At 67.0% G+C, this 24,797-nt stretch carries 22 protein-coding genes; 6 read left to right on the plus strand and 16 right to left on the minus strand.

The genetic code is table 11. The annotated features are described in order from the left end of the window. Positions 1-200 precede the first annotated feature (200 nt). Positions 201-1,712 (plus strand): M81 family metallopeptidase, encoded by a 1,512-nt coding sequence (locus WFK98_RS01470; protein WP_336799031.1) that lies wholly within the window; start codon positions 201-203, stop codon positions 1,710-1,712. Positions 1,713-1,755: 43 nt separating this feature from the next. Beyond that, entirely contained in the window at positions 1,756-3,312 is a 1,557-nt protein-coding gene (locus WFK98_RS01475) for an ABC transporter substrate-binding protein (protein ID WP_336799032.1), read from the plus strand. Between the two features lie 69 nt (positions 3,313-3,381). On the opposite strand, the gene WFK98_RS01480 is transcribed toward WFK98_RS01475, so the two are convergent. The 4 genes from WFK98_RS01480 to WFK98_RS01495 are packed head-to-tail and all read right to left on the minus strand — an operon-like array spanning position 3,382 to position 6,712. Beyond that, on the minus strand, positions 3,382-4,530 hold the full coding sequence (locus WFK98_RS01480) for a DSD1 family PLP-dependent enzyme (protein WP_336799033.1): 1,149 nt from the start codon (positions 4,528-4,530) through the stop codon (positions 3,382-3,384). 60 nt (positions 4,531-4,590) lie between these two features. After that, on the minus strand, positions 4,591-5,079 hold the full coding sequence (locus WFK98_RS01485) for a hypothetical protein (RefSeq protein ID WP_336799034.1): 489 nt from the start codon (positions 5,077-5,079) through the stop codon (positions 4,591-4,593). Continuing rightward, positions 5,076-5,534 (minus strand): hypothetical protein, encoded by a 459-nt coding sequence (locus WFK98_RS01490; RefSeq protein WP_336799035.1) that lies wholly within the window; start codon positions 5,532-5,534, stop codon positions 5,076-5,078. The genes WFK98_RS01485 and WFK98_RS01490 overlap by 4 nt, the downstream gene beginning before the upstream one ends. 2 nt (positions 5,535-5,536) lie before the next feature. Beyond that, the gene (locus tag WFK98_RS01495) at positions 5,537-6,712 is read right to left on the minus strand and encodes an N-acetylglucosamine-6-phosphate deacetylase (RefSeq protein WP_336799036.1); all 1,176 of its coding nucleotides are present in this window, start codon (positions 6,710-6,712) and stop codon (positions 5,537-5,539) included. 65 nt (positions 6,713-6,777) lie between these two features. On the opposite strand from WFK98_RS01495, the gene WFK98_RS01500 reads away from it, so the two are divergent. Together WFK98_RS01500 and WFK98_RS01505 are read left to right on the plus strand one after the other, a co-directional pair. Then, positions 6,778-7,539 (plus strand): SDR family NAD(P)-dependent oxidoreductase, encoded by a 762-nt coding sequence (locus WFK98_RS01500; protein WP_336799037.1) that lies wholly within the window; start codon positions 6,778-6,780, stop codon positions 7,537-7,539. Then, complete coding sequence (locus WFK98_RS01505; RefSeq protein WP_336799038.1) at positions 7,536-8,528, plus strand: hypothetical protein; 993 nt, start codon at positions 7,536-7,538, stop codon at positions 8,526-8,528. The genes WFK98_RS01500 and WFK98_RS01505 overlap by 4 nt, the downstream gene beginning before the upstream one ends. A 405-nt stretch (positions 8,529-8,933) precedes the next feature. On the opposite strand, the gene WFK98_RS01510 is transcribed toward WFK98_RS01505, so the two are convergent. The 12 genes from WFK98_RS01510 to WFK98_RS01565 form a co-directional block, all read right to left on the minus strand. Next, positions 8,934-9,773, minus strand: coding sequence for an ABC transporter ATP-binding protein (locus WFK98_RS01510; RefSeq protein WP_336799039.1), 840 nt, complete (start codon positions 9,771-9,773; stop codon positions 8,934-8,936). Then, positions 9,770-10,789: an ABC transporter ATP-binding protein gene (locus WFK98_RS01515; protein WP_336799040.1), complete on the minus strand. Its 1,020-nt coding sequence runs from the start codon at positions 10,787-10,789 to the stop codon at positions 9,770-9,772. Before WFK98_RS01515 ends, WFK98_RS01510 begins: the two co-directional genes overlap by 4 nt. After that, positions 10,786-11,688 (minus strand): ABC transporter permease, encoded by a 903-nt coding sequence (locus WFK98_RS01520; protein ID WP_266340957.1) that lies wholly within the window; start codon positions 11,686-11,688, stop codon positions 10,786-10,788. Before WFK98_RS01520 ends, WFK98_RS01515 begins: the two co-directional genes overlap by 4 nt. A gap of 16 nt (positions 11,689-11,704) precedes the next feature. Continuing rightward, a complete protein-coding gene (locus WFK98_RS01525) occupies positions 11,705-12,652 on the minus strand; it encodes an ABC transporter permease (protein WP_266340958.1) in 948 nt (315 codons plus the stop codon). 80 nt (positions 12,653-12,732) lie between these two features. Further along, on the minus strand, positions 12,733-14,274 hold the full coding sequence (locus WFK98_RS01530; protein ID WP_336799041.1) for an ABC transporter substrate-binding protein: 1,542 nt from the start codon (positions 14,272-14,274) through the stop codon (positions 12,733-12,735). Positions 14,275-14,949: 675 nt separating this feature from the next. Next, entirely contained in the window at positions 14,950-15,759 is an 810-nt protein-coding gene (locus tag WFK98_RS01535) for an ABC transporter permease (RefSeq protein ID WP_336799042.1), read from the minus strand. Next, positions 15,759-16,631 carry an ABC transporter permease gene (locus tag WFK98_RS01540; RefSeq protein ID WP_336799043.1) on the minus strand — a complete coding sequence of 291 codons (873 nt, stop codon included), beginning with the start codon at positions 16,629-16,631 and terminating at the stop codon, positions 15,759-15,761. Before WFK98_RS01540 ends, WFK98_RS01535 begins: the two co-directional genes overlap by 1 nt. Continuing rightward, complete coding sequence (locus WFK98_RS01545; protein WP_336799044.1) at positions 16,628-17,728, minus strand: ABC transporter ATP-binding protein; 1,101 nt, start codon at positions 17,726-17,728, stop codon at positions 16,628-16,630. Before WFK98_RS01545 ends, WFK98_RS01540 begins: the two co-directional genes overlap by 4 nt. A gap of 100 nt (positions 17,729-17,828) precedes the next feature. After that, positions 17,829-18,848 carry an ABC transporter substrate-binding protein gene (locus WFK98_RS01550; RefSeq protein WP_336799045.1) on the minus strand — a complete coding sequence of 340 codons (1,020 nt, stop codon included), beginning with the start codon at positions 18,846-18,848 and terminating at the stop codon, positions 17,829-17,831. Positions 18,849-18,956: 108 nt separating this feature from the next. Further along, positions 18,957-19,979, minus strand: a complete 1,023-nt coding sequence (gene araD1 / locus WFK98_RS01555) for an AraD1 family protein (RefSeq protein ID WP_336799046.1) — start codon at positions 19,977-19,979, stop codon at positions 18,957-18,959. Further along, positions 19,979-20,755 carry an SDR family NAD(P)-dependent oxidoreductase gene (locus tag WFK98_RS01560; protein ID WP_336799047.1) on the minus strand — a complete coding sequence of 259 codons (777 nt, stop codon included), beginning with the start codon at positions 20,753-20,755 and terminating at the stop codon, positions 19,979-19,981. Before WFK98_RS01560 ends, araD1 begins: the two co-directional genes overlap by 1 nt. A gap of 7 nt (positions 20,756-20,762) precedes the next feature. Then, entirely contained in the window at positions 20,763-22,493 is a 1,731-nt protein-coding gene (locus tag WFK98_RS01565) for an IlvD/Edd family dehydratase (RefSeq protein ID WP_266340965.1), read from the minus strand. A 316-nt stretch (positions 22,494-22,809) separates the two neighbouring features. Between WFK98_RS01565 and WFK98_RS01570 the strand changes: the two genes are divergently transcribed. After that, entirely contained in the window at positions 22,810-23,634 is an 825-nt protein-coding gene (locus WFK98_RS01570) for an IclR family transcriptional regulator (protein WP_266340966.1), read from the plus strand. Then, complete coding sequence (locus WFK98_RS01575) at positions 23,631-24,527, plus strand: aldose 1-epimerase (protein ID WP_336799048.1); 897 nt, start codon at positions 23,631-23,633, stop codon at positions 24,525-24,527. Before WFK98_RS01570 ends, WFK98_RS01575 begins: the two co-directional genes overlap by 4 nt. Positions 24,528-24,797 lie beyond the last annotated feature (270 nt).

Raw genomic sequence — 24,797 nt, forward strand, 5'->3', positions numbered from 1 at the left:
CCGGGCGAAACCGGACGGCGTTGACATGAAATTTCTCGATTAATAGCCTGCCTGTCGATCGGCTTGCCTTGTCATTTCCGGTCGCGGCCCGGATCGGGACCAGACCTATACTGCCTGTCTCGCAGCCGTTTCGTCGCAGGATCTGTGTGCCCGAAAATCTATTCGCCCGAGTTCGAAACAAGATCTCATGGAGATTGGCGTTGCGTATCGCCGTCATTCACATCTCGCAGGAAACCAACGACTTCAATCCGGTGCTGACCACGCTGGACGACTATGCCGGCTTCGGCATCTATGAGGGCGCCGAGATCTTCGAGAAGCTGCGCGGCTTCGGCCAGGTCGGCGGTCATCTGCAGGTGGTCGAGGAAGCCGGCCTCGAGATCGAGCAGATCCCGATCATCCGCGGTTATGCCTCGGCGGGCGGCCGCCTCTCGGCCGAGACCTTCCAGTTCTTCCAGGACAAGATCCGCGCCGGCCTGCAGGCGGCGGGCAAGATCGACGGACTGGCGCTGCAGCTGCATGGCGCGTGTTCGGCCGAGGGCGTCGACGACGTCGAGGGCGAGCAGATCGCGCTATGCCGCGAGATCCTCGGCCCCGACGTGCCGATCGTGCTCGGCCTCGATCATCATGCCAATGTCACGCAGAAGATCATCGACAACGCGACCGCCATCGTCGGCCACCGCACCCAGCCGCACGACGTCTACGACACCGGCGTCATCGGCACCAAGCTGCTGCTACGCATCCTGACCGAGGGGCTGAAGCCGACCACCGCCTGGCGCAAGATCCCGCTCGTCTCGCATCAGGAGCAGTTCCTGACCTCGCAGGGACCGATGAAGGTGTGGTTCGACGCGGCCCGCGCCGCCGAATCCGATCCGCGCGTGCTGCAGGCGTCGAACTACCCGATGCAGCCCTGGCTCGACGTCGCCGAGGGCGGCTGGGCCACCATCGTCGTCACCGACAACGACCAGGCGCTGGCCGAACAGATAGCCGACGAGCTGGCTGATCTCTGCTGGTCGCTGCGCGACGATTTCCAGCTCCGCGAGTCGGTCTCGGTCGACGACGCCGTGCGCCAGGCCGATGCGGCGCCGGGCCTCGTCATGCTGAGCGATACCGGCGACACCGTATTCGGCGGCGCCGCGGGCGACAGCAACCTGCTGCTCGAAGCCATGCTGCGCCTCGGCATAAAGAAGCGGGCGCTGGTGCCGCTGATCTCGCCCAAAGCCGCCGCGAAGCTGGTCGCGGCAGGCGAGGGCGCGACGGTGACGCTGGAGCTTGGCGGCGACGCGGCGACGGAATTCTTCACCCCGCTCACGGTCACCGGCACGGTCCGCACCGTCGGCGGCGGACTCCTGAAGATCGAGGGCTACAACCACCAGAGCGAGGTCGATCTCGGCCCGTCCGTGATCTTCGATGTCGGGCCGGTCACGCTGATGATCACGACGCTGCGCGGCGTCGCCGGCAATGTCCCCGGCGTCTACCGGGCGATGGGCGTCGAGCCGACGGATTACGGCATCGCCGTCCTGAAGACGGCTTCGAACTTCCAGTATTTCGCGCCGATCTCGACCGGCGTGGTGCGCGCCGACACGCGCGGCCCTGGCCAGTCCGATGTCTTCACGCTGCCCTGGAAGCGGATTCCGCGCCCGATCTATCCGATCGAGACCTTCGACGACTGGCGTGCCCATTCTTCGCAGCCGGGCGGCCTCGCCAAGGTTTGAGGTTGGCCGATCGATCCCCTGCGAACGGGAGCGGAGGGGCCTCATGACGTGCCAGTTCTTCCGGGCGCTCAGGGGGCTCGTCTTCCTGGTTCTCGCCGCTACGGCGTCGGTCGCCGGCGTCAGCCTGGTGGCGCCGGCCCATGCTCAGGAGCCGGGGCTCAGGGGCGGCACGCTGCGCGTCGCCATCCTGGCCGACATGACCAATTTCGATCCGCAGCAGTTCTCGGCGGTGAATTTCCACCTGATCAAGAACCTCTATGACAGCCTGATCGAATACACGCCCGAGGGAGAGGCGGTGCCGAGCCTGGCGACCGCCTGGCAGATCGCGCCCGACAACCAGTCCGTGAGGGTGACGTTGCGCGACGACGTCAGCTTCGCGAGCGGCGCCAAGCTCACCTCGGCCGACGTGGCGGCAACGCTCGCCAAGGCCGCCGATCCCGGGCGCGGCAAGAACGTCTATGCCACCATGTCGATTGTCACGAACTGGACGACGCCGGACGACAGGACGATCGTCATCCACTTCAAGGCGCCTGCGCCGCAGCGCCAGATCACCGACCTGCTGCAGTTCACCATGCCGATCGAGGCCGCCGGGATCGCCAGCGTCGAGACGGTCCCCGCCGGCACAGGCGCCTACATGCTGGATAGCCGCGCCGTCGGCCAGGGGCTGAGGCTGAGGGCCAATCCGCATTACTGGCGCCAGGGCCAACCGGTCACCGAGGCGGTCGATTTCACCATCTTCAGCGACGACGTCTCGGCGAGCGCGGCGCTCGAATCCGACGCCGTCGACATCATCTATGGTAGCTCCGCACGCAGCGCCGTCCGCCTGCAGGATGTCGGTTATCAGGTGCTGCGCGGACCGGGGCCGCTGGTCCAGGTCTTCCGCATCAACTCGACCCGCGCGCCCTTCACCAATCCAAGCTTCCGTCAGGCCTTCAACTATCTGATGGACCGCGAGGGCATGCTGCGGGTCGGCTATGCCGGCCTTGGCGAGGTGGCGGCGCTGCCCTGGGCGCCGGCGAGCCCGGCCTTCGACGCAACCTATGCCGACGAATTCGCCTACAATCTCGACAAGGCGAAGGAACTCCTCGCCGCGTCCGGTCTGACGCCGGCCGAACAGAGCGACTGGAAGATGCTGGTCGGGGGCGATGACGAGCCGACCATCGTCGTCAGCCAGATCCTGCAGAGCGCGCTGGCCGAGGTCGGCATCGATATCGAGCTCGATATCCTCCAGGGCGCGGAATATACTGAGGCGCTGCTCGCCGGCGATTTCGACGCCACCTTCGGCGCTGTCGGCAATGTGCAGAAATTCCCGTCCCGCGTCGCCACCAACAGCATCTACCGCGTCGTCAACAATCCGGTGCTGAAGGACCCGCATCCGCATCCCGATTATGTCGCGGCGATCGAGCGGGTGAACACGACGTCGGACCCGGCCGAGGTGAAGGCGGCTTATGACAATCTGAACCGCGTCCTCGTCACCGATGCCTTCGCCATCCCGACCAATTCCTATGACACCGGCCTGATCGTCGCCTCTCCCAGGGTCGGCGGCCTGGCGCTCGACATCGACAATCTCTTCGTCGCGCGTATGGCGGGTTTCCAGTGATTGGGGCCGGCACTGCGGAGGCTTGAGCGGCTTCCTTCGCCTCTTCCCGCAGGGAGCGGTGAAGGGAAATCAATCCGAGAGGCCGCGCGCCTCGATCGGCCAGATGTCCTCCAGCTTGTCTGCGCGGACGACGTGCAGGAAATCGTGCAGGTTCACGGTCGGGTCGCAATGCGGCACGCTGCATTCGAGGCGCGTGCCGACCGGAGGCACCGGCTTGCCGGGCAGCGTGTCGAGCCGGCCGAACTCGTCGCCGACGAAGGTGATCTGGCCGATCTCGCGGCCGTCGAGATAGGCGCGCGGCAGCGGCCCGTCGACGGCGAAGCTCTTGCTGCCGGCGTCGACGATGGCGTCGCCATGCAGATTGTGGGCGATGACCGTGACGGTGACGAAGAGGGCGGTGCCGAACACGTCGGCGCCCGAGCCGTGCAGGTCGACGCGGCGATAGTCCTCGTCCATGAAGATGTAGGAACCGGCCTGCACCTCGGTCAGCACCTTGTCCTCGAAATCGAGCAGGTGGCTGCCGGTGCCGCCGCCGGTGACGATGGCGGGCGAGAGCCCCGCCGCCTCGAGCGCGTCGACGATGGCGAGCAGGCGCCCCATGGCGATCCGGTTCTCGGTCCGCCGCGCCTCGTGGTCGAAGATGTGCTGGACGAAGCCGGCATAGCCCTGCACGCCGACGAAGCGGAGGGAATCCTCGTCGGCGATCTGGCGCGCGAGCGAGACGGCGCGTTCCGGCGTCGCCACGCCGGTGCGGCGCTGGCCGACGTCGCATTCGACCAGCACGTCGAGGCGGACCCCGGCGGCGCGCGCCGATTCCGCATAGTCGGCGACGAGGTCGGGGCGGTCGACGGTGACGGTGATGTCGGCGCCGCGCGCCGCCGCCTCGGTCAGCCGGTCGATCTTGCGGCGGCTGGCAATCGGCGCGGTCAGCATCAGCGGATTGATGCCGGCCTCGTGGAGCGCCAGCAGCTCGCCGACCTTGGCGCAGGCGATGCCGAGCGCGCCGGCCTCCATCTGCCGCCGCGCGATCTCGACGCATTTGTGCGATTTCGCATGCGGCCGCAGACCGAGCCCGGCGGCGCGCGCCATGCCGGTCAGCGCCTGCAGATTGGCCTCGAAGGCGTCGGCGTCGAGGATCAGCGCCGGCGTCTCCAGCCGGGTCCGGCCGTTGCGAAGGCCGATCAGGGGCTCGTTCAACCCGGCGACGCCGCGTCTCATTCCGTCTCTCCTGCGCGCCATCCGGCGCGAAGGCGCGGGGGGGGCGTCTCGTGTTTCGGCTCACCCCACCTTGTGGCCGGGCCAGCCCATCAGCAGCTTCGCGTCCTTCTCGGCGGCGCGGGCCTTCTCCGGATCCTTGAAGATCCGGAGCACGCAATGCGGCTCCCGGCGGTCGATCACGTCGTAGACCATGTGGTAGCCGGTCTTGTCCATGATCGGGCCGATCCAGCCGGCACAGTGATCGCAATAGCGCTCCATCGGTTCGGCGTCGTTGTCCATCACCTTGGAGAGGCTCGGGCAGACATTCATCCGTAGTTCCAGCCGGTCCTCGTCGAGGTCGAGGTCCATGTCGCAGTTTTCCTCGATCTTGATATGCGACCAGTACTCGTACATGCCGGCGAGGCCCTGGGTCTGGATCAGGTCGAGGATATGCCGCTCCTGGTTCTTCGAGATCGCGAGCCAGTAGGCTTCAAGCGCCTCTTCGCCCTGGCTGTCGAGGAATTTGAAGACCTCGTTGTAGAAGCGCGTGAAGTGGTCGCTCGGGATCATGCGCGCCTCCGGATGACCTGCCGGCACGAACCCTCGCCGGTCAGTTCGGTGTCGATGGCGAAGGGCGAACCTTCCGCCATCGCTTCATTCGTGCGGCTGGTCTGGTCGCAGAAATGCGGCGAGACGCTGCCGGTCAGCGCCTTCACGTGGTGCCAGGCAGGGCAGCGGCGCACGGTCAGGACGACGCGGTCGTCGCCGACCGCGATGTCGTAGTCGGCGCCTTCGCGGTCGAAGAAGTGCCGCCAGTGGCGCACCAGCTGGCGCGTGTCGCCGGCGACGAGGTCGTTGCGGATGCTCGCATAGACGTCGCGGCCGACCTTCTTGAAGATCTCGTCCATCGCGTCGACGCCGAAGCGCTCGACGATGAAATCGATCGTCGTGTTGGTGGCGCCGTGAAAATCGAGATGGACGTTGCCGCCTTCCTCGTAGCGCATCGTGCCTTCGCCGTTCGTCATTCTCACACGCTCCCGTAAAGCCGCTCGCCGCCGACATAGGTGGCCTTCACCGAAAGCGTCGTCGGATCGAGCACGGCGAAATCGGCGAGCTTGCCGCGTTCGAGGCTGCCGATCTCGTTCTCCATGCCGAGGACGCGCGCCGGCACCAGGCTGGTCGCATGCGCGGCGCGGACGAGATCCTTGCCAGAGAAGGCGAGATAGTTGCGCATCGCCTCGTCCGGCGCCAGCGACGAGCCGCAAAGCCCGCCCTTTGCGTCGCGCACCGCCTTTCCGGGCGCGCTGGTGACGACGTAGCCCGGATAGAACTCGAAGGTCCGGCCCGGCGTGCCGGCATATTTCATCGCGTCGGTCTCAAGGAAGACGCGGTCCTCCGGCAGTTGCGCCAGCAGCTTGACCAGTTGCGGGTCGACATGGATGCCGTCGGCGATCAGGCCGAGCGCCAGCGTCGGCTCGGCGAGGAGCGCATCGGTGAGCGAAACGACATGCACGCCCATGCCGCCCGGCGGATAGGTCGGCATGACGTTGTACATGTGCGTCACCGCGTCGAGGCCCCAGGAGACATAGCGCGGAATGTGCTCCGGCCGGGCCAGGCTGTGGCCGAGATGGATCGAGACGCCGGCCCGCTTCAGTACGGCGATGAAGGCTTCCGCCCCCTCGCGCTCCGGCGCGACCGTGACGGCCTTGAGCCTGCCATCCGCGGCGGCCAGCATCCGCTCCGCCAGCCCGGCGCTGGGCGCCAGGATGTTTTCGGGATTATGGGCGCCCGGCGAGCCGAAGCAGGGTCCTTCGCTATGCACGCCGAGCGCCCGCGCGCCCCTGGCCTCGCCGCATTGCGCCGCGAGGCGGGAGAGCACGCCTTCCATGCTGGCAGGCGGCAGGCAGGGGATCGCCGGCAGGAAGCCGGTGACGCCGTGGCGCAGCATCACCTGGGAATTGGTGGCGACGGCGCCGGCATCGACGTCGCAATAGAGGTGTTCGCCGAAGCCGTGCTGCAACAGGTCGAGGAGGCCGGGGAACAGGATCGCGCCCTTGCCGTCGGCCGGCTGCCAGTCCTCGCCCACGACCGTCCCGCGTGGCACGAGGCCCGCGATGCGCCCGCCGTCGATCAGCAGGTCGCTCGCCTGCTGTCCCTCCGGCGTGACGATTGTGACATCAGACCATCTCTGCTTGACGGGCATCGGATTTTCCATCGTTATGATGTTATCATGCTAACAAACTAATCTGGTTCGGCAAGGAGAAAGAGATGACGCAGCCCTGCGTATTGGTGACGGGCTCGACCCACGGCATCGGCTACGGAATCGCCGAGGCGTTCGCCCGCCAGGGCGCGCGGCTGGTGATCAACTCGCACTTGCCCGACAATGGCGCGCTGGGGAAGCTGCAGGCGCTGACCGAGTGCCATTTCATCCAGGCGGATCTCTCCACCGCCGCCGGCGCCGTCGAGCTGGTCGAGAAGGCGCATGCGACGCTCGGCCGGCTGGATACGCTGGTCAACAATGCCGGCACCTTCCTCGATACGCCCTTCGACGAGCTCACCGAGGAGTTGTTCGACCGAACCTTCAATCTGAACGTGAAGGCCTATGTGTTCGCCTCGCAGGCCTTCGTGCGCAAGCTGGCGCCGGGCCAGGAGGGGGCTAGCATCCTCCTGGTCGGCTCCACCAATTCGGTGATGGCCGAGCGCCACAGCGTCGCCTATGACGCCTCGAAGGGCGCGGTGCTGATGATGGTGCGCTCCCTCGCCGTGTCGCTCGCCGGCCGCGGCATCCGCGTCAACGGCATCGGCCCCGGCATCGTCGAGACGCCGCTGACGAAGCGCGGCCTCGACGTGCCGGGCGTGCGCAAGTCGCTGAACGCCCAGATCCCGTTCGGCCGCGTCGGCCAGCCGGAAGATGTCGGCGGCGCGGCGGTCTTCCTTGCGTCGCCAGCGGCAGGCTATATCACCGGCCAGATGCTGTTCGTCGATGGCGGCATCCTCGCCATCCAGAAGACGTGGGAACCGCCGGTTTGAACCTCGAAGCCTCGCCCCGCCATCTCCAGCTCCGCGACATGCTGTTCCGGCGCTGGAAGACGGGCGGGCTCAAGGCCGGCGACCGGATCGAGTCGCAGAACGAGATCGTGCGTTTCTGCGACTTCTCTCTGATCACCGTCGTGAAGACGCTGAAGGATCTCGAGAGCGAAGGCGTCATCCGCCGCCAGGTCGGCAAGGGCTCCTTCCTCGTCACGACACCCTGGGCCGAGGCGCACCGGCGCATCGGCTTCTTCTACAATCGCGACATCGTCGGCGGCGGCATCTTCGACAATGCCTTCTACACGCGCCTGGTGATGGCGTTCGAGAAAGGCATCGTCTCGGCCGGGCATGAGTTCGTCATGGGCTCGTTCACCGACGCGCGCATGCCGGTCGGCATGTGGGACGCGCTCGACGCCGTCGTGCTGACAGGCTTCACGCGCGAGACCCGGCTGGACGCGCTCGCCGATACCACGAGCCAGGTCAGCCTGATCGACGCCAGCCTCGACGGCAGCCGGTTTCACACCTACCGGCTCGACTATGGGCCCGCCTTTTCCGCGATGTTCGCTGCCCTCGGTGGCGCGCGGCTCAAGTTCCTCTATCTCGATTCCGAGATCGGCTCGAACGAGCAGGCGGCGCGGCTCGCGGCGTTCCGCGCGGCGGCGGCCGGCGCTCCGGCGCCGCAGGCGATCGAGATCGTCGCCGTCAACCAGGAGATCGATGTCGGCAATACGGGGGCGCTGCGGTCCGCCGTCGAGCGCGTGCGGCCGGACGTCGTCTGCGGCCATGTGCATGAGAGCTGGCGCCCCTTGATCCGCGCCATTTCGCCGGCGGCGCGGATCTATCCCTTCCTGCTCGACCAGAAGGGCCCGGGCTTCGTCGTCGACAGCGCGCCATGGATGGCGGAGATCCTGCCGACGATCGAGGCCAACCTCGCCGACCGCCAGCGCCCGCCGGCGACGCACAGTTTTGCCGCAAGGTTTCAGGCGTAGGGCGGAGGTCTCTTCACCTCTCCCTGAGGGAGAGGGTTTAGGGAACCATTCGGATATGGCTTTGCGCCGCCGAAGCCTGACTTCCGAGGTCGTAAACCCTCACCCGCCGCACTTCGTGCGTCGACCTCTCCCTCAGGGAGAGGTGAAGTGAAGGGCTTCGTCCCCGGATCGCCTCACCAACCCCACGCTCGCCGTCATCCCGGCCTCCGGGCCTCCGGGCCGGGATCCATCCCTCCGCGCCTCGGTGCTGGAATCTGCCCCCCGAACGTCTGAGGCTTCGGCCGCATGGATCCCTGCTTTCGCAGGGATGACGGAGGAGGGTGGGGAGAGGGCGGAGGGGAGCGGGCAGAGGGCAGAGGGCGGTCCTCTTCACCTCTCCCCATGGGAGAGGTGAGATGCCGCCGCCTACGCCAGCGCGTTCCCCGCCAGGCCTGCCTCGACCGTCAGGATGGCGCCGACGAGGTTTCGCGTCGCTTCCGCCTGCGGGCGCGTGAAGAGGTCGAGCGGCTTGCCGACCTCGACGATTCTTCCCGCCGACATCACCGAGACCCGGCTCGTCGTATAGGCGACGACAGAGAGGTCGTGCGCGATGAAGACGAGGCTGAGGCCGAGCTCGCTGATCAGGTCCTTGAGCAGGTTCAGCACCTGCGCCTGGATCGAGACGTCGAGCGCGGAGACGGGCTCGTCGGCGATCAGCACCTTCGGCGCCGGCATCAGCGCGCGGGCGATGGCGATGCGCTGCAGCTGGCCGCCGGAGAATTCGTGCGGATAGCGCTCCAGCGCCTGCCGGCTCATGCCGACCTGGTCGAGCACCTCGTGCACGCGGGCGACGTGGTCGCCTTCGATCCTGAGCGACCGAAGCGGCTCCAGCAGCGACAGGCCGATACGCATCCTCGGGTCGAGCGACGAGCGCGGGCTCTGCATCACGACCTGCACCGAGCGGCGGAAATTCCGCCAGCGCTCCGCGTCTCCGGCCCAGATGTCGGCGCCGTTGTAGAAGACGTGCCCCTGCTTCGGCTTTTCCATGCCGGTCAGGATGCGGGTGAGCGTGGTCTTGCCGGAGCCGGATTCGCCGACCAGGCCGACGGCCTCGCCGGGACGGACGTCGAAGCTGACCTTGTCGAGCACGGTCAGCGTCGGCCGCGCGCCGATCAGCGATTTCCGGCTCAGCGCATAGGTCTGCGTGACTTGCCGCATTTCGAGCAGCGGCGGCGTCAGATGGGTTTCGTCGACGCGGCGGTTCATGGCGCGCTCACTCTGGCTTGGACGGCGGCCCCGGCCGTTGCGGCGATCGGATGCCAGCAGGCGGCGCGGCGCGTGCCCTTTTCCAGCTGCGGAACCTCGGTCCGGCAGCGCTCGGTCGCGGCGCCGCAGCGCGGATGGAACGCGCAGCCCCTGGGCAGGCTGTGTAGCGGCGGCACCATGCCGGCGATCGAGGCGAGGCGCGAGCTGCCGTCGAGGGCGATGTTGTCCATGGTCGGCTGCGAGTCGAGCAGCCCCTTGGTGTAGGGGTGGCGCGGCGAGCGGAACACTTCCGCGACCGGCCCCATCTCGACGATGCGGCCGGCATACATGACGGCGACGGTGTCGAACATCGCCGCGATGATCGGCAGGTCGTGCGTGATCATCATCAGCGCGCAGCCGCGCTCCTGCACCGCCTTGTTGAGGATGCGCAGCACCTGCTTCTGCACGGTCACGTCGAGCGCCGTCGTCGGCTCGTCGGCGATGATCAGCTGCGGATAGCAGGCGAGCGCCATGGCGATCATGACGCGCTGGCGCTGGCCGCCGGAGATCTCGTGCGGATAGGCGCGCATCAGCTGCTCGGGCCGCGGCAGCGACATCTGCCGGAACAGCTCGAGCGTCTGCGCCTCGGCTTCCTGCTTGCTCGCCTTGGTATGGCGGCGGATCACCGACGAGACCTGGAAGCCGATGCGGCGGACCGGGTCGAGCGAGGAGAGCGGGTCCTGGAACACCATCGAGAGGGTGCGGCCGCGGCGGCTGGAGAGCGCCTTGTCGGACTGGGTGACGAGGTCGACGCCGTCGTGCCGGATGCTGCCATTCGCCTGCCAGCCCATCGGCAGCAGACCCATCAGCGACAGCGCGGTCAGCGTCTTGCCGGAGCCGGATTCGCCGACGAGGCCCATGCGGCCGCCGGCGGGAAGCGTGAAGTCGATGCCGCGCACGGCGGTCAGCACCGTGTTGTGCACGACGAGGTCCGTTACCTCGAGCGCGTTCGGCCGCTCCATCGGGGGCTTCGTCATGAGGCCCTCCGGGCGAGCTTGGGGTCGAGCACGTCGCGCAGGCCGTCGCCAAGCAGGTTGAGGCCGAGCACCATCAGCACGATAGCGAGGCCGGGCCAGATGGCGAGCGGCGACGACACGCCGACCTGCTGCTGCGCCTCGTTGAGCATCAGCCCCCACGAGATCGATGGCCGGTGCACGCCGACGCCGAGATAGGAGAGGCCGGCCTCGGTCAGGATGCCGGCGGCGAAATAGAGTGTGAACTGGACGATCATCACGCCGGCGATGTTGGGCAGCACGTGGCGGGCGAGGACGAAGACCTTGCCGCGGCCATAGAGCTTGGCGGCGGTGATGAAGTCCTCGTTCAGCACGCCCATCGCGGCGGAGCGGATGACGCGGGTGAAGGACGGCGTGAAGAAGGCCGTCAGCGCCAGGATGGTGGTGAGCGCGCCGGAGCCCATGGTGGCCGCCAGCACCAGCGCCGTGACCATGCCGGGGATCGCCAGCATGATGTCGGCGCCGCGCGAGATCGCCTCGTCGGCGATCTTGCCGGAGGCGGCGGCCGCGAGGCCGGCGATGGTGCCGAGGATCAGGCTCAGCGTGGCGCCGCCGGCGCCGACGAGGATCGAGGTGCGCGCGCCGACCATCAATTGCGCGATGATGTCGCGACCGAGCACGTCGGTGCCGAGCCAGTGGCCGGGCGTGCCGGCCGGCAGGAGGCGGTTGCGGATCACCGGGATGTTCGGGTTCGACGGCAGGTAGAAGAACGAGACAAGCGCGATCGCCAGGAACAGGGCCGTGAGCACGAGGCCGATCAGGAGCGACGCGTTGCGTGGCAGCCTGCGGCGCGGCTTGCGCTGTGGCGGCGAGATCGGCACGCCGGCCGGCGTGGGCATGGGGGAGGGCTGGTTCATGGTCATGTTGGGCTTCTCCCGCTCACCGGCTCGACCGCACGCGCGGGTCGAGGATGCCGTAGAGGAGATCCACGAGGAGGTTCACGGCGATGACGAAGATGATGATCAGCATCACCGTCGACTGCACGACGATCACCTCGCGGGCGGCGACGTTGGCGAGCATCATGCGGCTGAGGCCCGGCAGCGAGAACACCGTCTCGATGATCACCGTGCCGCCGATCAGCTCGGCGATCTGCAGGCCGACGATGGTGACGAGCGGCAGCGAGGCGTTGCGCAGGCCGACTTTCAGCAGCGCCTCGGTGCGCGTCATGCCGACGGCGCGCGCCGTGCGCAGATAGTCCTGGTTCATGACGTCGAGCACGGCGGAGCGGACATAGCGGATCAGCACGGCGGCCATGATCAGGCCGAGCGACAGCACCGGCAGCACCAGCGAGCGTATGGCGCCCCAGGGGCTGACCGACCAGTCGGTCCAGCCGCCGGTCGGCAGCCAGCCGAGCCGGACGCCGAACAGGAGCGAGAGCAGGATGCCGGCCCAGAACACCGGCACGGCGACGCCGACCTGGCTCACCAGCGCGAGGATGGCGCCGGACGGCGTGCCGACATTGCGCGCGGCGTAGGTGCCGACGGGAATGGCGATGAGGAGGCCGAGGATCAGGCCCGAAAGCGCCAGCGGGATCGAGACGGAAAGGCGGGCGGTGACGAGGTCGGAGACGCGCTCATTGGTGCGGAAGGAGCGGCCGAGATCGCCGGAAAGCATGTTGCCGATCCAGTCGAAATACTGGACGAAGAGCGGGCGGTCGAGGCCATAGGTGTGGGCGAGCGCGTCGATCGCCTCGGGCGTCGCGCCCTTGCCGAGCACCACGGCAGCGACATTGCCGCCGGCACCCCGGATCAGCAGGAAGATCGCCACCGAGGCGATGAAGATGGCGCCCAGGAAGAACACCAGTTTGCGCAGGACGTAGATCGCCATCAAGCTTTCCCGGAGAGGATCGTCGGATGCGGCCGCCGCCGGCCCGCAGGCGGGCGACGGCCGGTCTTGGACTGGCTGGCTTACCAGTGCAGCTTGTTGAGCTCGATCGCGACGTTGACGCGCGGCTCTTCAAAACCCTTCAGGTCGGGATTGAACAGGCCGACGCCCTTTTTGGCGATCAGCGGGATGATGACGGCATCCTTGCGCAGGATGTCGGCGGCCTGCTTCATCTTCGCGACATAGTCTTCCTGCGTCAGGGCGACGTCAGCATCAGCAAGCGCCTTGGTGTATTCGGCCGAGCAATAGGTGCTCCAGCCGGCCTTGGACGGATCCGGGCAGGCGAACTGAACCGGGTTGGCGTCGCCCGACATGATGGTGACGTCGAACTGCGGCGGCCGGCCCTGGAAGATCAGCTGCGAATAACGGGCGAGGTCGATCGCGTTGCGGGTGACGTTGAAGCCGGCGGCCTGCATGGCCGGAACCATGATATCGGCCGGCAGCGACAGGTCGGGCACGTCGCTGAGCGAGGCGTATTCGAGCGGCGTGCTCGCATAGCCCTTCTCGGCGATCGTCGCCATCGCGCCTTCCATGTCATAGGGGAACGGGCAGGTCTCGGCGTTTTCCGGCGAGTACCAGACCTGGTTCGGCAGCGCGAAGGTGCAGGTGTTCTCCGCGCCCCAGGCGGCGCCGAAGGCGTCGTTGTAGGACTGGCGGTCGAGCGTCTTGGCGATGGTCTCGCGCAGGCCCTTGTCGAGCTTCTGGTTCAGCACCGCATAGGTCGGCTCGCCCACCTGCGGATAGGTGACGAGCGTGTACTTCTTGTCGAGCTCGCGCTTGGAGAGCTGCTCCCAGAGGTCGATCGTGATGACGGGGAGCGAATCCACCTCGCCCGCCTCGAGCGCGTTGAGGCCGGCTGTGCCGTCGGTGATGATGCGGACGGTGACGTTCTCGATCGCCGGCTTCTTGCCCCAGTAGGTCGGGTTGGCGGTGAACTCGAAGGCGCTGTTGGTGGTGTAGTTGGCGAGCTTGTACGGGCCGGTGCCGATCGGGTTGGTGGCGATGTTGGCCGCGTTCGCCTCGGGCTGGATCAGGCTGGAGATCGTGCCCATGCCCTGCCAGAAGTTCTGGCTCGGCCGCGAGAGGGTGACCTTGACCGTGTGGTCGTCGAGCTTCTCGATCGACTTCACCGCTTCATAGGCGGCCGCGTAGTCGACGACCGGGCTCTTGCTCATGGTGTTGAGCGAGAAGACGACGTCGTCGGCCGTCACCGGCGCGCCGTTCGAGAACGTCGTGTCGCGGATCTTGAAGGTGTAGGTCAGCTTGTCGTCGCTGATCGTCCAGCTCTCTGCGACGCCGGGCTCGACGCTGCCGTCCTTGTTGAAATAGACGAGCGGCTCGACGACGTTGGCCGGGATCCAGAGCCGCATCGCGGTCAGGTTGCTCTTGACGAAGTCGAGCGTGCCGGGATCCTGCCGGGCGACGAGGATCATCTTGTTTTCGGCCGCGCGCGGCGAGGCGGCCTCTGCCGTCGGGGCCAGACCCCCGAGGGCGCCGGCGAAGAACGCCGCGGCAGCCGTCAGCAGGCCGAGGCGCTTGGTGATCGAATTCAGTTTTCCCTGCATGTCCCAATTCCCCTTCTGGAAGTACCGGACGTTCGAACGTCTCGTTGTGGCGTGATCTGACGTGTCACTTGCCACACTCGTCTTGGCCCGATGGCCGGCAGCCAGCGCCGGATGACGGGCCGTGTCCGCCACGCTGCGGCGGACGGATCTATTGCGATGTCTCGAAGGCCCGGGCGCCGTGCCCGGATGCGGTATGGATCCGTCGATCCCACCGCAGTACCGTGTCGTTCCGCCTCGCCCCGGTTCTCTTGCTCAAGACTTCGTCCTACAATGTAGAATGAAAAATCATGCTAGTCTGGAGCAGTTTGAATAGGATCCCGCGCAAATGCAATAGGCATGCGGCAGGTGAAGAGCTCTGCAGCATTCCACTGGATAATACGAAACATCTTCATTCCATATCATGGAATATTATCTTCGCTCGCGGAGCGACGGGCGGGCCGCGCCACTCCACGCGACGCAGCGCCGCCACCCGCGCCGAGGCGCGGAAGCGGGCGCTATCCAACGATTATCGATAGTCGGCCGGAAGGAAGGCATGCGTCATCGCGCCGCCACGGTCGCGCAGGACGCGTCGGCGGTTCGCGGCAAGCCGCTCGCGAAGAAATGCCGGGGAAAGTCGCCGGGCTGCCTGGGGCAGCCGGTGCCGATCGCGCCATGGCAGGCGCGATCGGTTGGAGCCTAGTTGTCGTCCGATCCCGCCACGGCGGAAGCCGGCATCAGGTAGCGCACGGCGATCAGGCAGAGCACGGTCGTGAACAGCAGCACCAGCGCGACGAGCGCGTTGATGTCGGGCGTGAAGCCGAGCCGCATCATCGCCCAGAGCCGCACGGGCAGGGTGCTCTGCGTGCCGGTGACGAGCAGCGTGATCATCGTTTCGTCGAAGGAGAGCGCGAAAGCGAGGATGGCGGCGCCGACCATGGCGCTGGAGAGGTTGGGCAGCAGCACCAGGCGAAAGGTCTGCCAGCCGCTGGCGCCGAGATCGTAGGACGCCTCGACGAGGCTGCCGCTCAGCGATTGCAGCCGCGTCAGGATGGTGCGGTAGACCAGCGCCAGCACGAAGACCGTGTGGCCGATGATGATGGTCAGCAGCGAGCGCTCGAATTCGACCTGGCGGAAGAAGATCAGCAGCGCCAGGCCGGTGATGATCGGCGGCATCAGGAAGGGCAGGAAGATGATGAACTGCAGGAACTGGCGGCCGCGAGCGTTGGGTGACGCATAGTAGAGCGCCAGCCCGGTGCCGAGGGCGACCGACAGCACGACGGCGCCGGCGCCGACGATCAGCGTCGTCCAGAGCGCCGACAGCACGCTCTCGTTGCGCGTCAGGTCTGCATAGGCCGAGGTCGTCGGCTGCGACCAGTCCACCATGCCGTGGCTGACGCTGAAGAAGGACGAGACGATTGGCACCAGCAGCGGGCCGTAGAGCAGGATGAAGACGAAGGCGGTGAGGGTGATGAGCAGCGCCGGGGCCGCCCTGTCGGCGAGCCGCATCACTGGATCCTCCCGCGGCTGCTTTCGACCCGGCCGCCGAGGCGGATCGCCAGGATCACGACGGCGGCGAGGATCACCGAAAGCGCCGCGCCGAACGGCCAGTTGAAGGCGGTTCCGAACTGGCTGTAGATGATGCGGCCGAAGGTGAAGCCGGACTGGCCGCCGACCATTTGCGGCGTCAGGAAATCGCCGATCGCCAGCACGAAGACGAAGCTCATCGCCGACAGCGTGCCGGGCAGGCTCAGGGGCACCGTCACGCGCCAGAAGGTCTGGGCGTTGGTGGCGCCAAGGTCGGCCGAGGCATGGCGGAGCGCCTTCGGGATTCGCTCCAGCGACAGGAAGATCGGCAGCACCGCGAACGGGATCAGCAGCACGGTGAGCGTCAGCAGGACGGCGTTCAGGTTGAAGACGAACAGCATGGACGGCTTGTCGATGATGCCGGTCGCGAGCAGGGCGCGGTTCAGCACGCCATTGCCGCCGAGGATGCTGCGCACCGCGTAGATCTTGATGACGTAGCTCATCAGCAGCGGCACGAGCAGCAGCACCAGCAGCATGTAGCGGCTGCGCCCGCGCAGCGTCGTCAGGAAATAGGCGACCGGGAAGGCGAACAGCACGCAGAGCAGGGCGACGGCGAGACAGAGCAGGCAGGTGCGCCAGAAGATCGGCAGGAACACCGGGTCGGTGAAGAAGCGGACATAGTTGGCGATCGTCGGCGAGAAGACGATGCTGCCATGGTCGACGCTGAAGAACGAATAGACGAGGAAGAGCGCCATCGGCGCCAGCACGAAACCGAACGGCACCACGAAGGCGGCGAAGGTGGCGAACCAGGGCGTCAGCCGGCTCGGTCCGGCGGAGGCGGCGCTGTCGCTCATGCCGGCACCAGGCGGCAGGCGCTGGTGGGGACGGTGAAGGCGACCGTCTCGCCCTGCGAGAGCGCCGTGCCGTCCGGGCGGCTCTGGAGGCGCGCCTTCAAGACCTGCTGCGGCTGGTCGATGGCGGCGGCGTTCACCATGGTCGAGGCGCCGCCGAACGCGACCTGCGCGATGCGGGCGGCGATGCGGTTGCCGTCGCCGGCGCCATTGCCGATCCCGACCGCTTCCGGCCGGAACACGGCAAGCGCCGGGCTGCCGGCGGGAAGGGCGGCGATCTGCGGCTGGCCGTCGACGGCGCAGACGAGCCGGCCGATGGCGGTGTCGATCGCGCGGGTCGCGCCGTCCATCGGTCCGAGCGTGCCGGGAACGAGATTGTTCTCGCCGAAGAACTTGGCGACGAACTCGGTGCCGGGCCGGTAATAGACCTCGTGCGGCGAGCCGATCTGCTCGATGCGGCCGGCGCTCATCACGCAGATCCGGTCGGCCATCGCGATCGCCTCCTCCTGGTCGTGCGTGACGAACAGGAAGGTGGTGCGGATCTCGGTCTGGATCGATTTCAGGAAGGTCTGCATGTGGCGGCGCAGCTCGACGTCGAGGGCGGCGAGCGGCTCGTCGAGCAGGATCAGGCGCGGCCGGCAGATGATGGCGCGGGCGAGCGCCACGCGCTGGCGCTGGCCGCCGGAAAGCTGGGCCGGGAAGCGCTTGCCGAGATGGCCGAGCTGGACCAGCTCGAGCGCGTCGGCGACGCGCTTCGCCGTTTCGGCCCGCGGCGTGCCGCGCACGGCGAGGCCGTAGCCGACATTCGCCTCCACCGTCAGGTGCGGGAACAGGGCGTAGTCCTGGAACACCGTGTTGAAGGGCCGCTTGTTGATCGGCATGGCGGCGATGTCGCTGCCGTCGAGCAGGATCTGGCCGCCGGAAGGCTGGGTGAAGCCGCCGATCAGGCGCAGGATCGTCGTCTTGCCGGAGCCCGACGGGCCGAGAATGGTGATGAACTCGCCGTCATGCACGTCGAGATCGATCGAGTGCAGGATGGCGGTCGCGCCATAGCTTTTCGAAACCGACCGCAGTTTCAGAAGGATACCGGCTTCGCTCATTACCACCCCGAACCATCGACAAAGGGCCCCGCGCGCGGCGGCGCGGGTCGAGACAGGAAAGGATGGAGCCTTGGCTCCATCCGGTTGTCGAGAGCCGGCGCTACTGCGAGGCCTTGATTTCATTCCAGAGATCGGAACGCTTCAACGGGTCTTCGACGCTTTCGAGCCAGACCAGCTTGTCCTTGTCGTTGGCGTTCGAGCTGGCAACGGCGGTGTTGCCGAAGCCGGTGCGCTCGGAGAGCTCGGCGCCGATCTTCTTGTCGAGCAGGAAGTTGACCCACTTGGCGGCCGCGTCCGGATCCTTGGCGCCGCTGGTGAGGGCCCAGTTGTCGAGCCAGGAGAGGGAGCCCTCCGCCGGCGCGATATAGGCGACATGGGCGCCGACCTTCTGCATCGCCTTCAGCTGCTGCTGGCCGTAATTGGCCCAGATCAGCGCGACGTCGTTGTTCTGGTAGATCTGCAGGGCTTCGTCGGCCGTCGTATAGAAGCTGAGCACGTTCGGCTTCAGCTCCAGCAGCTTGGCCTTGACCGCCGCGAACTGGTCGTCCGAGAGGTGGAACGGGTTCTCGATGCCGAGCGTCAGCGCGGTGAACGAGAAATTATGCTCGCCATTGTCATAGGCCAGCACCTTGCCCTGGTACTGCGGGTCCCAGAGCACGGACATCGAGGTCGGCGCCGGCTTCACCTTGTCGGTGTCATAGATCAGGCCGATCGAATCGAAGCAGAACGGAATGCCATAGGCCTTGCCGTCGCGGGTGACGCCGCTGATCTTGGACAGGTCCTGGAAGCGCGGCAGCACGTCCTTCTGGTTCGGGATCTTGGAAAAATCCCACGGCTTGACCAGGTCGGCGTCGATATAGCGCTGAAGCTGCGCCGTATTGACGGCCATGACGTCGAAGTCCTTGCCTTCGCTGCCCTTGATCTTGGCCCAGATCTCGTCATCGCTGCCGACGAAGACGACGTCGACGTCGATGCCGGTTTCCTTGGTGAAGTCCTTGACCCAGTCCGGGTCGGCATAGCCTTCCCAGGCGAGGACGCGTAGCGTCTCAGCCGAAGCGGCGGAGACCCAGAGTCCGGCCGCCAGCGCGGCGGCTCCCAGCACAGCTTTCAAACTCGTCATCACACTTCTCCTCTGGATGGGTGTTCTGGTGGTGTGGGAGGAGCGCCTTCACCGTGGCTCGGCTGGCGCTCTCTCAGGCTTTCTTGAACCCGTTGGCCGTCGTCCCGCTCAGAGCGGGGTGACCGTGACCAGCTTCTCCTCCGTGCCGGCCACCATGCGGTTGCGCAGCGGCTTGCCGAAGGTCGGCGACACGATCTCGAACTCGTCATTCGCCTCGGTCTTCATGTTCGAGGCGTAGCTCATCGCATCCGCGCCGAAGAAGTAGGCGTGCAGGTCGCCCGGCCGGCGGAACATCGGATAGCGGAAGTGGTAGTGCTCGAGATTGCCGATCGAGTGCGACATGTGGCTCTCGCCGGACAGGAACGACTCGTCCCAGACCACCTTGCCGTCGCGGATGATGCGGACGTTTCCCGTGACTTCCTGCGGCAGCTCGCCGAGCAGCAGTTCCGGGCCGAGCGAGCATTCGCGCAGCTTCGAATGAGCGAGGTAGAGGTAGTTCTTGCCCTCGGTGATGTGGTCGGAGAAGTCGTTGCCGAGCGTGAAGCCGATCCGGCGGGGCTGGCCCGCTGCGTCCACGATGTAGAGGCCGACGATCTCCGCCTCCTCGGCGCCGGCCAGCGCGAAGCCGGGCAGGTCGAGCGGCGCGCCGGGCGGCACGACGCAGGTGCCGACGCCCTTGAAGAACCACTCCGGCTGGATGCCGATCTTGCCCTCGGCCGGCTTGCCGCCGTCGAGACCCATCCGGTAGATCTTCATCGAATCGGACTCGATCGCGTCCGGGCCATGGGTGTCCATGTGCATGCGGTTGCGCGCGGTGGCGCTGCCGGTATGCGTCAGGCCGGTTCCGGTGATCAGGAAGCGGGCCGGCTCGGGATGATCGAGCGGCGGCAGCACGCGGCCGGCGGCCAGCACCGCCTCATAGTCGAGCGCGGCCTCGCGCGGCGTCGCCGCGACCAGCGCTTCGAGGCCGGTTCCGGTCTCCAGGCTGCGCAACGCCAGTTCGTGCACGGTCGAAAAGCCCTGAAGCGGCAGCAGCGTCTCGCCATCGGCGCCGACGACGGCGACCCTGCGCTCGCCGGCTTCCGACTTGTACTGAACCAGCCTCGTCCGGCTTGTCTCTACGCCGACCATCAAACCCAACCTCCGTCCACGATGAAATGCTGCGACGTGCACATGTGACTGTCGTCGGCAGCGAGAAACAGCGCCATGCGCGCGATGTCGGACGGCTGCACGCGGTCCTGCAGGCACTGGCGTTCGGCGATCTGGCGCTCGCCCTCCGGCGTCAGCCAGAGGCGCATCTGCCGCTCCGTCATGACCCAGCCGGGGATCATGCAGTTGACGCGGATGCGCTCCGGTCCGAACTCGCGCGCCAGCGCCCGGGTGAGGCCGGTAATGGCGGCCTTGGACGTCACATAAGCGGGGCAATCGGCATCGCCGACCATCCAGGTGATCGAGCCGAAATTGACGATCGAGCCGCCGCCAGCGTCGCGCATCATCGGGCGCACGGCCTGCGCCGCGAAGAACTGGTGCCGCTGGTTGACCGCCATGCGGTCGTCCCAATAGGCGACGGTGACGTCCTCGGTGCGGTGGCGGTCGTCATTGCCGGCATTGTTGAGCAGGACGCGGATGGCGCCGTGCTTCTCCTGCGTCGCGCGGATCGCTGCCCGCAGGGCCTCGATGTCGCGCAGGTCGCAGGGGATGAAGTCCGGTGCGCGGTGACCCTCGGACTTGATGCTCTCGACCAGGGCGCGCGAAGCGTCCTCGGCGATGTCGATGAAGGTGACGATCGAGCCTTGCGCGCAGAAATGCCGGACCAGGCTTTCGCCGATGCCGCTGCCGCCGCCGGTGATGAAGACGACGCGGCCGTCCAGGCTCGGATAGACCGCGTAGGGGAAATCTTGTTCCATCAGCGCCTCAATGGGAATGGCGGGGGATGCCCGCTTCGCGTTTGCCAAGCAGGAAGTCGAAGTCGCAGCCCTCGTCGGCCTGCAGGACGTGCTCGACGAAAAGCTTCTGGTAGCCGTTGACGCCGTCATGCGTGGGCGGGGCCCACTCGGCGCGGCGCGCTTCCAGCTCGGCGTCGGAGACGTCGAGATGCAGCCGCCGTCCGGCAACATCCAGCTCGATCATGTCGCCGTCACGAACGAGCGCGAGCGGACCGCCGGCGGCGGCTTCCGGCGCCGTGTGCAGCACGACGGTGCCATAGGCGGTGCCGCTCATGCGCGCGTCGGAAATGCGCACCATGTCGGTGACGCCCTGCTGCAGCAGCTTGGCGGGAAGCGGCATGTTGCCGACCTCGGCCATGCCGGGATAGCCCTTCGGGCCGCAGTTCTTCAGCACCATGATGCAACTGGCGTCGATGTCGAGATCGGGATCGTCGATCCGCTTGTAATAGTGCTCGATGGTCTCGAAGACGACGGCGCGGCCGCGATGCTGCATCAGCGCCTCGGTCGCCGCCGACGGCTTGATGACGGCGCCGCCGGGGGCGAGGTTGCCGCGCAGCACGGCGATGCCGCCCTGCGGCGTCAGCGGCTCCTCGAAGGAGCGGATGACCTCGCCATTATAGTTGGGCGCGTCGGCGACGATCTCGCCGATGGTCGGGCCGGCGACGCTCGGCGCGCTGCCGTGCAGCAGGCCGTGCTCGTCGAGCACGCGCATCACCGCGCGCAGGCCGCCGGCGTAGTAGAAGTCTTCCATCAGGTAGCGGCCGGACGGCATCAGGTCGACAATGGTCGGCACGTCGCGGCCGAACTTGTCCCAGTCGTCGAGCGACAGGTCGAGGCCGAGGCGGCGGGCGACGGCGATCAGGTGGATGACGGCGTTGGTGGAGCCGCCGATGGCGCCGTTGACGCGGATGGCGTTCTCGAAGGCCTCGCGGACGAGGATCTTCGACATCCGGACGTCCTCGCGCACCAGCTGGACGATGCGGCGGCCGGATTCCTGCGCCAGGATGGCGCGACGGGAATCGACGGCGGGAATCGCCGCGTTGTCGGGCATGCCGATGCCGAGCGCCTCGACCATCGACGCCATCGTCGAGGCCGTGCCCATGGTCATGCAGCTGCCGGCCGAGCGGCTCTGGCCCTGTTCGGCGGCGAGGAAGTCGTCGACCGACATGCGGCCGGCCTTCACGTCCTCGTAGAACTTCCAGACATGCGTGCCCGAGCCGATCGCCTTGCCGCGGAAATTGCCGTTCAGCATCGGGCCGCCGGAGACGGCGATGGTCGGCAGATCGCAGCTCGCGGCACCCATCAGCAGGGCCGGGGTGGTCTTGTCGCAGCCGACCAGCAGGATGACGCCGTCGATCGGGTTGGAGCGGATCGATTCCTCCACATCCATCGAGGCGAGATTGCGGAACAGCATCGCCGTCGGGCGCATGTTGCTTTCGCCGAGGGACATCACCGGGAATTCGAGCGGGAAGCCGCCAGCCTCATAGACGCCGCGCTTCACATGCTCGGCGATGGTGCGCAGATGCGCGTTGCACGGCGTCAGCTCCGACCAGGTGTTGCAGATGCCGATCACCGGGCGGCCATCGAAGACATCCGGCGGATGGCCTTCGTTCTTCATCCAGCTGCGGTGCATGAAGGCATTCTTGCCGGCTCCTCCGAACCAGGATGTCGAGCGGTATTTGCGTGGCTCGTCTGCCATGAATGCCCCTGATTTTGTTTTTTATTGAAGAACAATATTTTGTATTACAGGATGCTAGTCCTTTCCTGATACGAGTCAATCCGCTTGTCGAGCCGTTTGGGGCGCCGAGCACAGGCTGTGAATGTGGCTCGCTTCGCGCCGGCCGGGCGCTTCGGAAGGGCGGAAGCGCGGCGCGCCCCGGCTTTGCCGGTGAACCGGTCGCCCGATTGCTGCTGTGATACAAAGTTCTGTATTGTGAAAATATGTTTGTTATTGCTACGCCATGCTGTCGGCTGCGCTGGCCGGCATGGCGATCCAACCAAGGGGCGAACGGACCATGACGGATGAGCGATACAGGGTGCAGAGCCTCGGGCGCGCCCTCGACCTGCTGGATCGGATCGCCGACAGCGGCCAGGCCGGCGCGCGGCTGACCGACCTTGCCCGCGACATCGGCCTGTCGAAGCCGGCCGCCTATGCCATCCTGGCGACGCTCAGGGCGCGCGGCGTGGTCACCGATATCGGCGAGGGCATGACCCGGCGCTACCGGCTCGGCCTGTCGCTGCTGCGGCTCGGCGATCTCGCCGTCGCCAATACCGGCCTCGCCGATGTCGCGCTTCCCGTGCTGCGCGACCTGACGCAGGAGATCGGCATGACCTCGCGCGTCGCCATGATGGATGACGGCTTCGCGGTGGTGATCGGCCGCGTCGATGCGCCGGGGGCTATCCGCTTCGACGCCGCGCTCGGCCGCCGCGAGAAGCCGCATTGCTCCGGCGTCGGCAAGGTCCTGCTCGCCGCCATGCCGCGGCCCGCCGCGCTCTCGCTGCTGGAACGCGTCGGCTATCCGGCGCGGACGCCGAAGTCGCTGACCTCGATCGCCGCGCTCAGCGATGATCTCGATCGCATCGCCGCCCGCCATTATGCGATCGACGACGAAGAGGACCATGAAGGCATCATCTGCGTCGCCGCCGGCGTGTTCGGCCGCGGCGGCCAGACGCTCGGCGCCATCAGCGTCACGACGCTGAAGCAATTGCTGCCGCTGGAGCAGGTCCCCACCATCGCCGAGCCGCTGGTCCGCCATGCCGACCTGATCTCGCGCGCGCTGGGCGGCCCCTCGGCGCAGGAAGCCTGGGCGCTGCGGCCGCTGACGGAAGCGCGGCTGTGACGGTGCCGGGAGACGCTGTCGAACTGGCGACCGAGCGCTTCCGCCTGACGCTGCTGCCGGAACTGGGCGGCCGCATCGCCGCCTGCCAGTGGCGGCATCCGGACGGGCGCTGGCTCGACCTGATCCGGCCGATGTCGACGCCGCATGACGGCGACGAGGAGGCCGGCTGCTTCCCGCTGACGCCTTTTTCCAACCGGCTGCGCGATGGACGCTTCACTTTCGAAGGCCGCGACATCCACATGCCGCGCAACACGCCGGGGCCGCATGTCGAGCATGGCCATGGCTGGCAGCGTCCCTGGAAGGTCGTCGCGAGCGAGCCGGACCGCATCGTGCTCGGCTATGAGCATGCCGGCGATGCGTGGCCGTTTCCCTATGCGGCGATGCAGACCATCGAACTGATGTGCGACCGCCTGCGCATCCGTCTCACGACCCATAATCGCGGGAGGGAGCCGATGCCCTATGGCTTCGGCCTGCACCCCTTCTTCCCGGCGACGCCCGAGACGACGCTGGAGGCGCGGGTCGAGACCGTATGGCATGTCGACGGCGAGGTGATGCCGGTTCGCCTCGGCCCTGCCGCCGAGCTCTGGGGCGATGCCGCGCGCCTGCCGGTCGGGCAGGTTTCGCTCGATACCGCCTTTGCGGGCTGGGACGGCGTGGCGACGGTTCGCTGGCCGGAGCTTGGCGCGGGATTGGGCATGGTCGCCGACGCGCCGCTGCGCCATCTCGTCGTCTACACGCCGCCCGGCGCCGGCCATTTCTGCGCCGAGCCGGTCAGCAACTGCACCGACGCCTTCAACCTCTCAACCAGCCGCAACGACACGGGAATGATGGTCCTCGCTCCCGGCTCCGCGATCGCGACGGCGATCACGTTTTCTCCCTTCGCTCTGCCGTGAACTCGGTTGGGTGGCCGGTGACGGCTGCCCGCCGAATGCTTGGTTTCGAGGCGGTTTGACTGATTTCCGGGCGCTGCGCCCAGAATAGATCGAACCGAAAACTAATGCTGGAACGCCTTACGCTCGGGGATCCGAGCGTTGACATTCGGTTTCAGCAAACATAGCATTCGATTACAGAACTATGTTCTTCAATACAGAATAAAATGGGTGGAGCGCGCAGGGTTTTCTGCGCGAGTACTGCGGCGGCCGGTTGTTTCGGCAGGCCGTCGC

Source organism: Kaistia sp. MMO-174 (genome assembly GCF_037147815.1).
Classification (GTDB): Bacteria; Pseudomonadota; Alphaproteobacteria; order Rhizobiales; family Kaistiaceae; genus Kaistia; species Kaistia nematophila.

What these genes read in the sequence shown, in the direction of transcription:
- WFK98_RS01515 (WP_336799040.1), bottom strand. Translation starts at nt 10,789, where the DNA reads ATGACGAAGCCCCCGATGGAGCGGCCGAACGCGCTCGAGGTAACGGAC.
- WFK98_RS01560 (WP_336799047.1), bottom strand. Translation starts at nt 20,755, where the DNA reads ATGGAACAAGATTTCCCCTACGCGGTCTATCCGAGCCTGGACGGCCGC.
- WFK98_RS01485 (WP_336799034.1), bottom strand. Translation starts at nt 5,079, where the DNA reads ATGATCCCGAGCGACCACTTCACGCGCTTCTACAACGAGGTCTTCAAA.
- WFK98_RS01510 (WP_336799039.1), bottom strand. Translation starts at nt 9,773, where the DNA reads ATGAACCGCCGCGTCGACGAAACCCATCTGACGCCGCCGCTGCTCGAA.
- WFK98_RS01545 (WP_336799044.1), bottom strand. Translation starts at nt 17,728, where the DNA reads ATGAGCGAAGCCGGTATCCTTCTGAAACTGCGGTCGGTTTCGAAAAGC.
- araD1 (WP_336799046.1), bottom strand. Translation starts at nt 19,979, where the DNA reads ATGGTCGGCGTAGAGACAAGCCGGACGAGGCTGGTTCAGTACAAGTCG.
- WFK98_RS01570 (WP_266340966.1), top strand. Translation starts at nt 22,810, where the DNA reads ATGACGGATGAGCGATACAGGGTGCAGAGCCTCGGGCGCGCCCTCGAC.
- WFK98_RS01540 (WP_336799043.1), bottom strand. Translation starts at nt 16,631, where the DNA reads ATGAGCGACAGCGCCGCCTCCGCCGGACCGAGCCGGCTGACGCCCTGG.
- WFK98_RS01525 (WP_266340958.1), bottom strand. Translation starts at nt 12,652, where the DNA reads ATGGCGATCTACGTCCTGCGCAAACTGGTGTTCTTCCTGGGCGCCATC.
- WFK98_RS01495 (WP_336799036.1), bottom strand. Translation starts at nt 6,712, where the DNA reads ATGCCCGTCAAGCAGAGATGGTCTGATGTCACAATCGTCACGCCGGAG.
- WFK98_RS01535 (WP_336799042.1), bottom strand. Translation starts at nt 15,759, where the DNA reads ATGCGGCTCGCCGACAGGGCGGCCCCGGCGCTGCTCATCACCCTCACC.
- WFK98_RS01550 (WP_336799045.1), bottom strand. Translation starts at nt 18,848, where the DNA reads ATGACGAGTTTGAAAGCTGTGCTGGGAGCCGCCGCGCTGGCGGCCGGA.
- WFK98_RS01520 (WP_266340957.1), bottom strand. Translation starts at nt 11,688, where the DNA reads ATGACCATGAACCAGCCCTCCCCCATGCCCACGCCGGCCGGCGTGCCG.
- WFK98_RS01530 (WP_336799041.1), bottom strand. Translation starts at nt 14,274, where the DNA reads ATGCAGGGAAAACTGAATTCGATCACCAAGCGCCTCGGCCTGCTGACG.
- WFK98_RS01565 (WP_266340965.1), bottom strand. Translation starts at nt 22,493, where the DNA reads ATGGCAGACGAGCCACGCAAATACCGCTCGACATCCTGGTTCGGAGGA.
- WFK98_RS01490 (WP_336799035.1), bottom strand. Translation starts at nt 5,534, where the DNA reads ATGACGAACGGCGAAGGCACGATGCGCTACGAGGAAGGCGGCAACGTC.
- WFK98_RS01475 (WP_336799032.1), top strand. Translation starts at nt 1,756, where the DNA reads ATGACGTGCCAGTTCTTCCGGGCGCTCAGGGGGCTCGTCTTCCTGGTT.
- WFK98_RS01480 (WP_336799033.1), bottom strand. Translation starts at nt 4,530, where the DNA reads ATGAGACGCGGCGTCGCCGGGTTGAACGAGCCCCTGATCGGCCTTCGC.
- WFK98_RS01500 (WP_336799037.1), top strand. Translation starts at nt 6,778, where the DNA reads ATGACGCAGCCCTGCGTATTGGTGACGGGCTCGACCCACGGCATCGGC.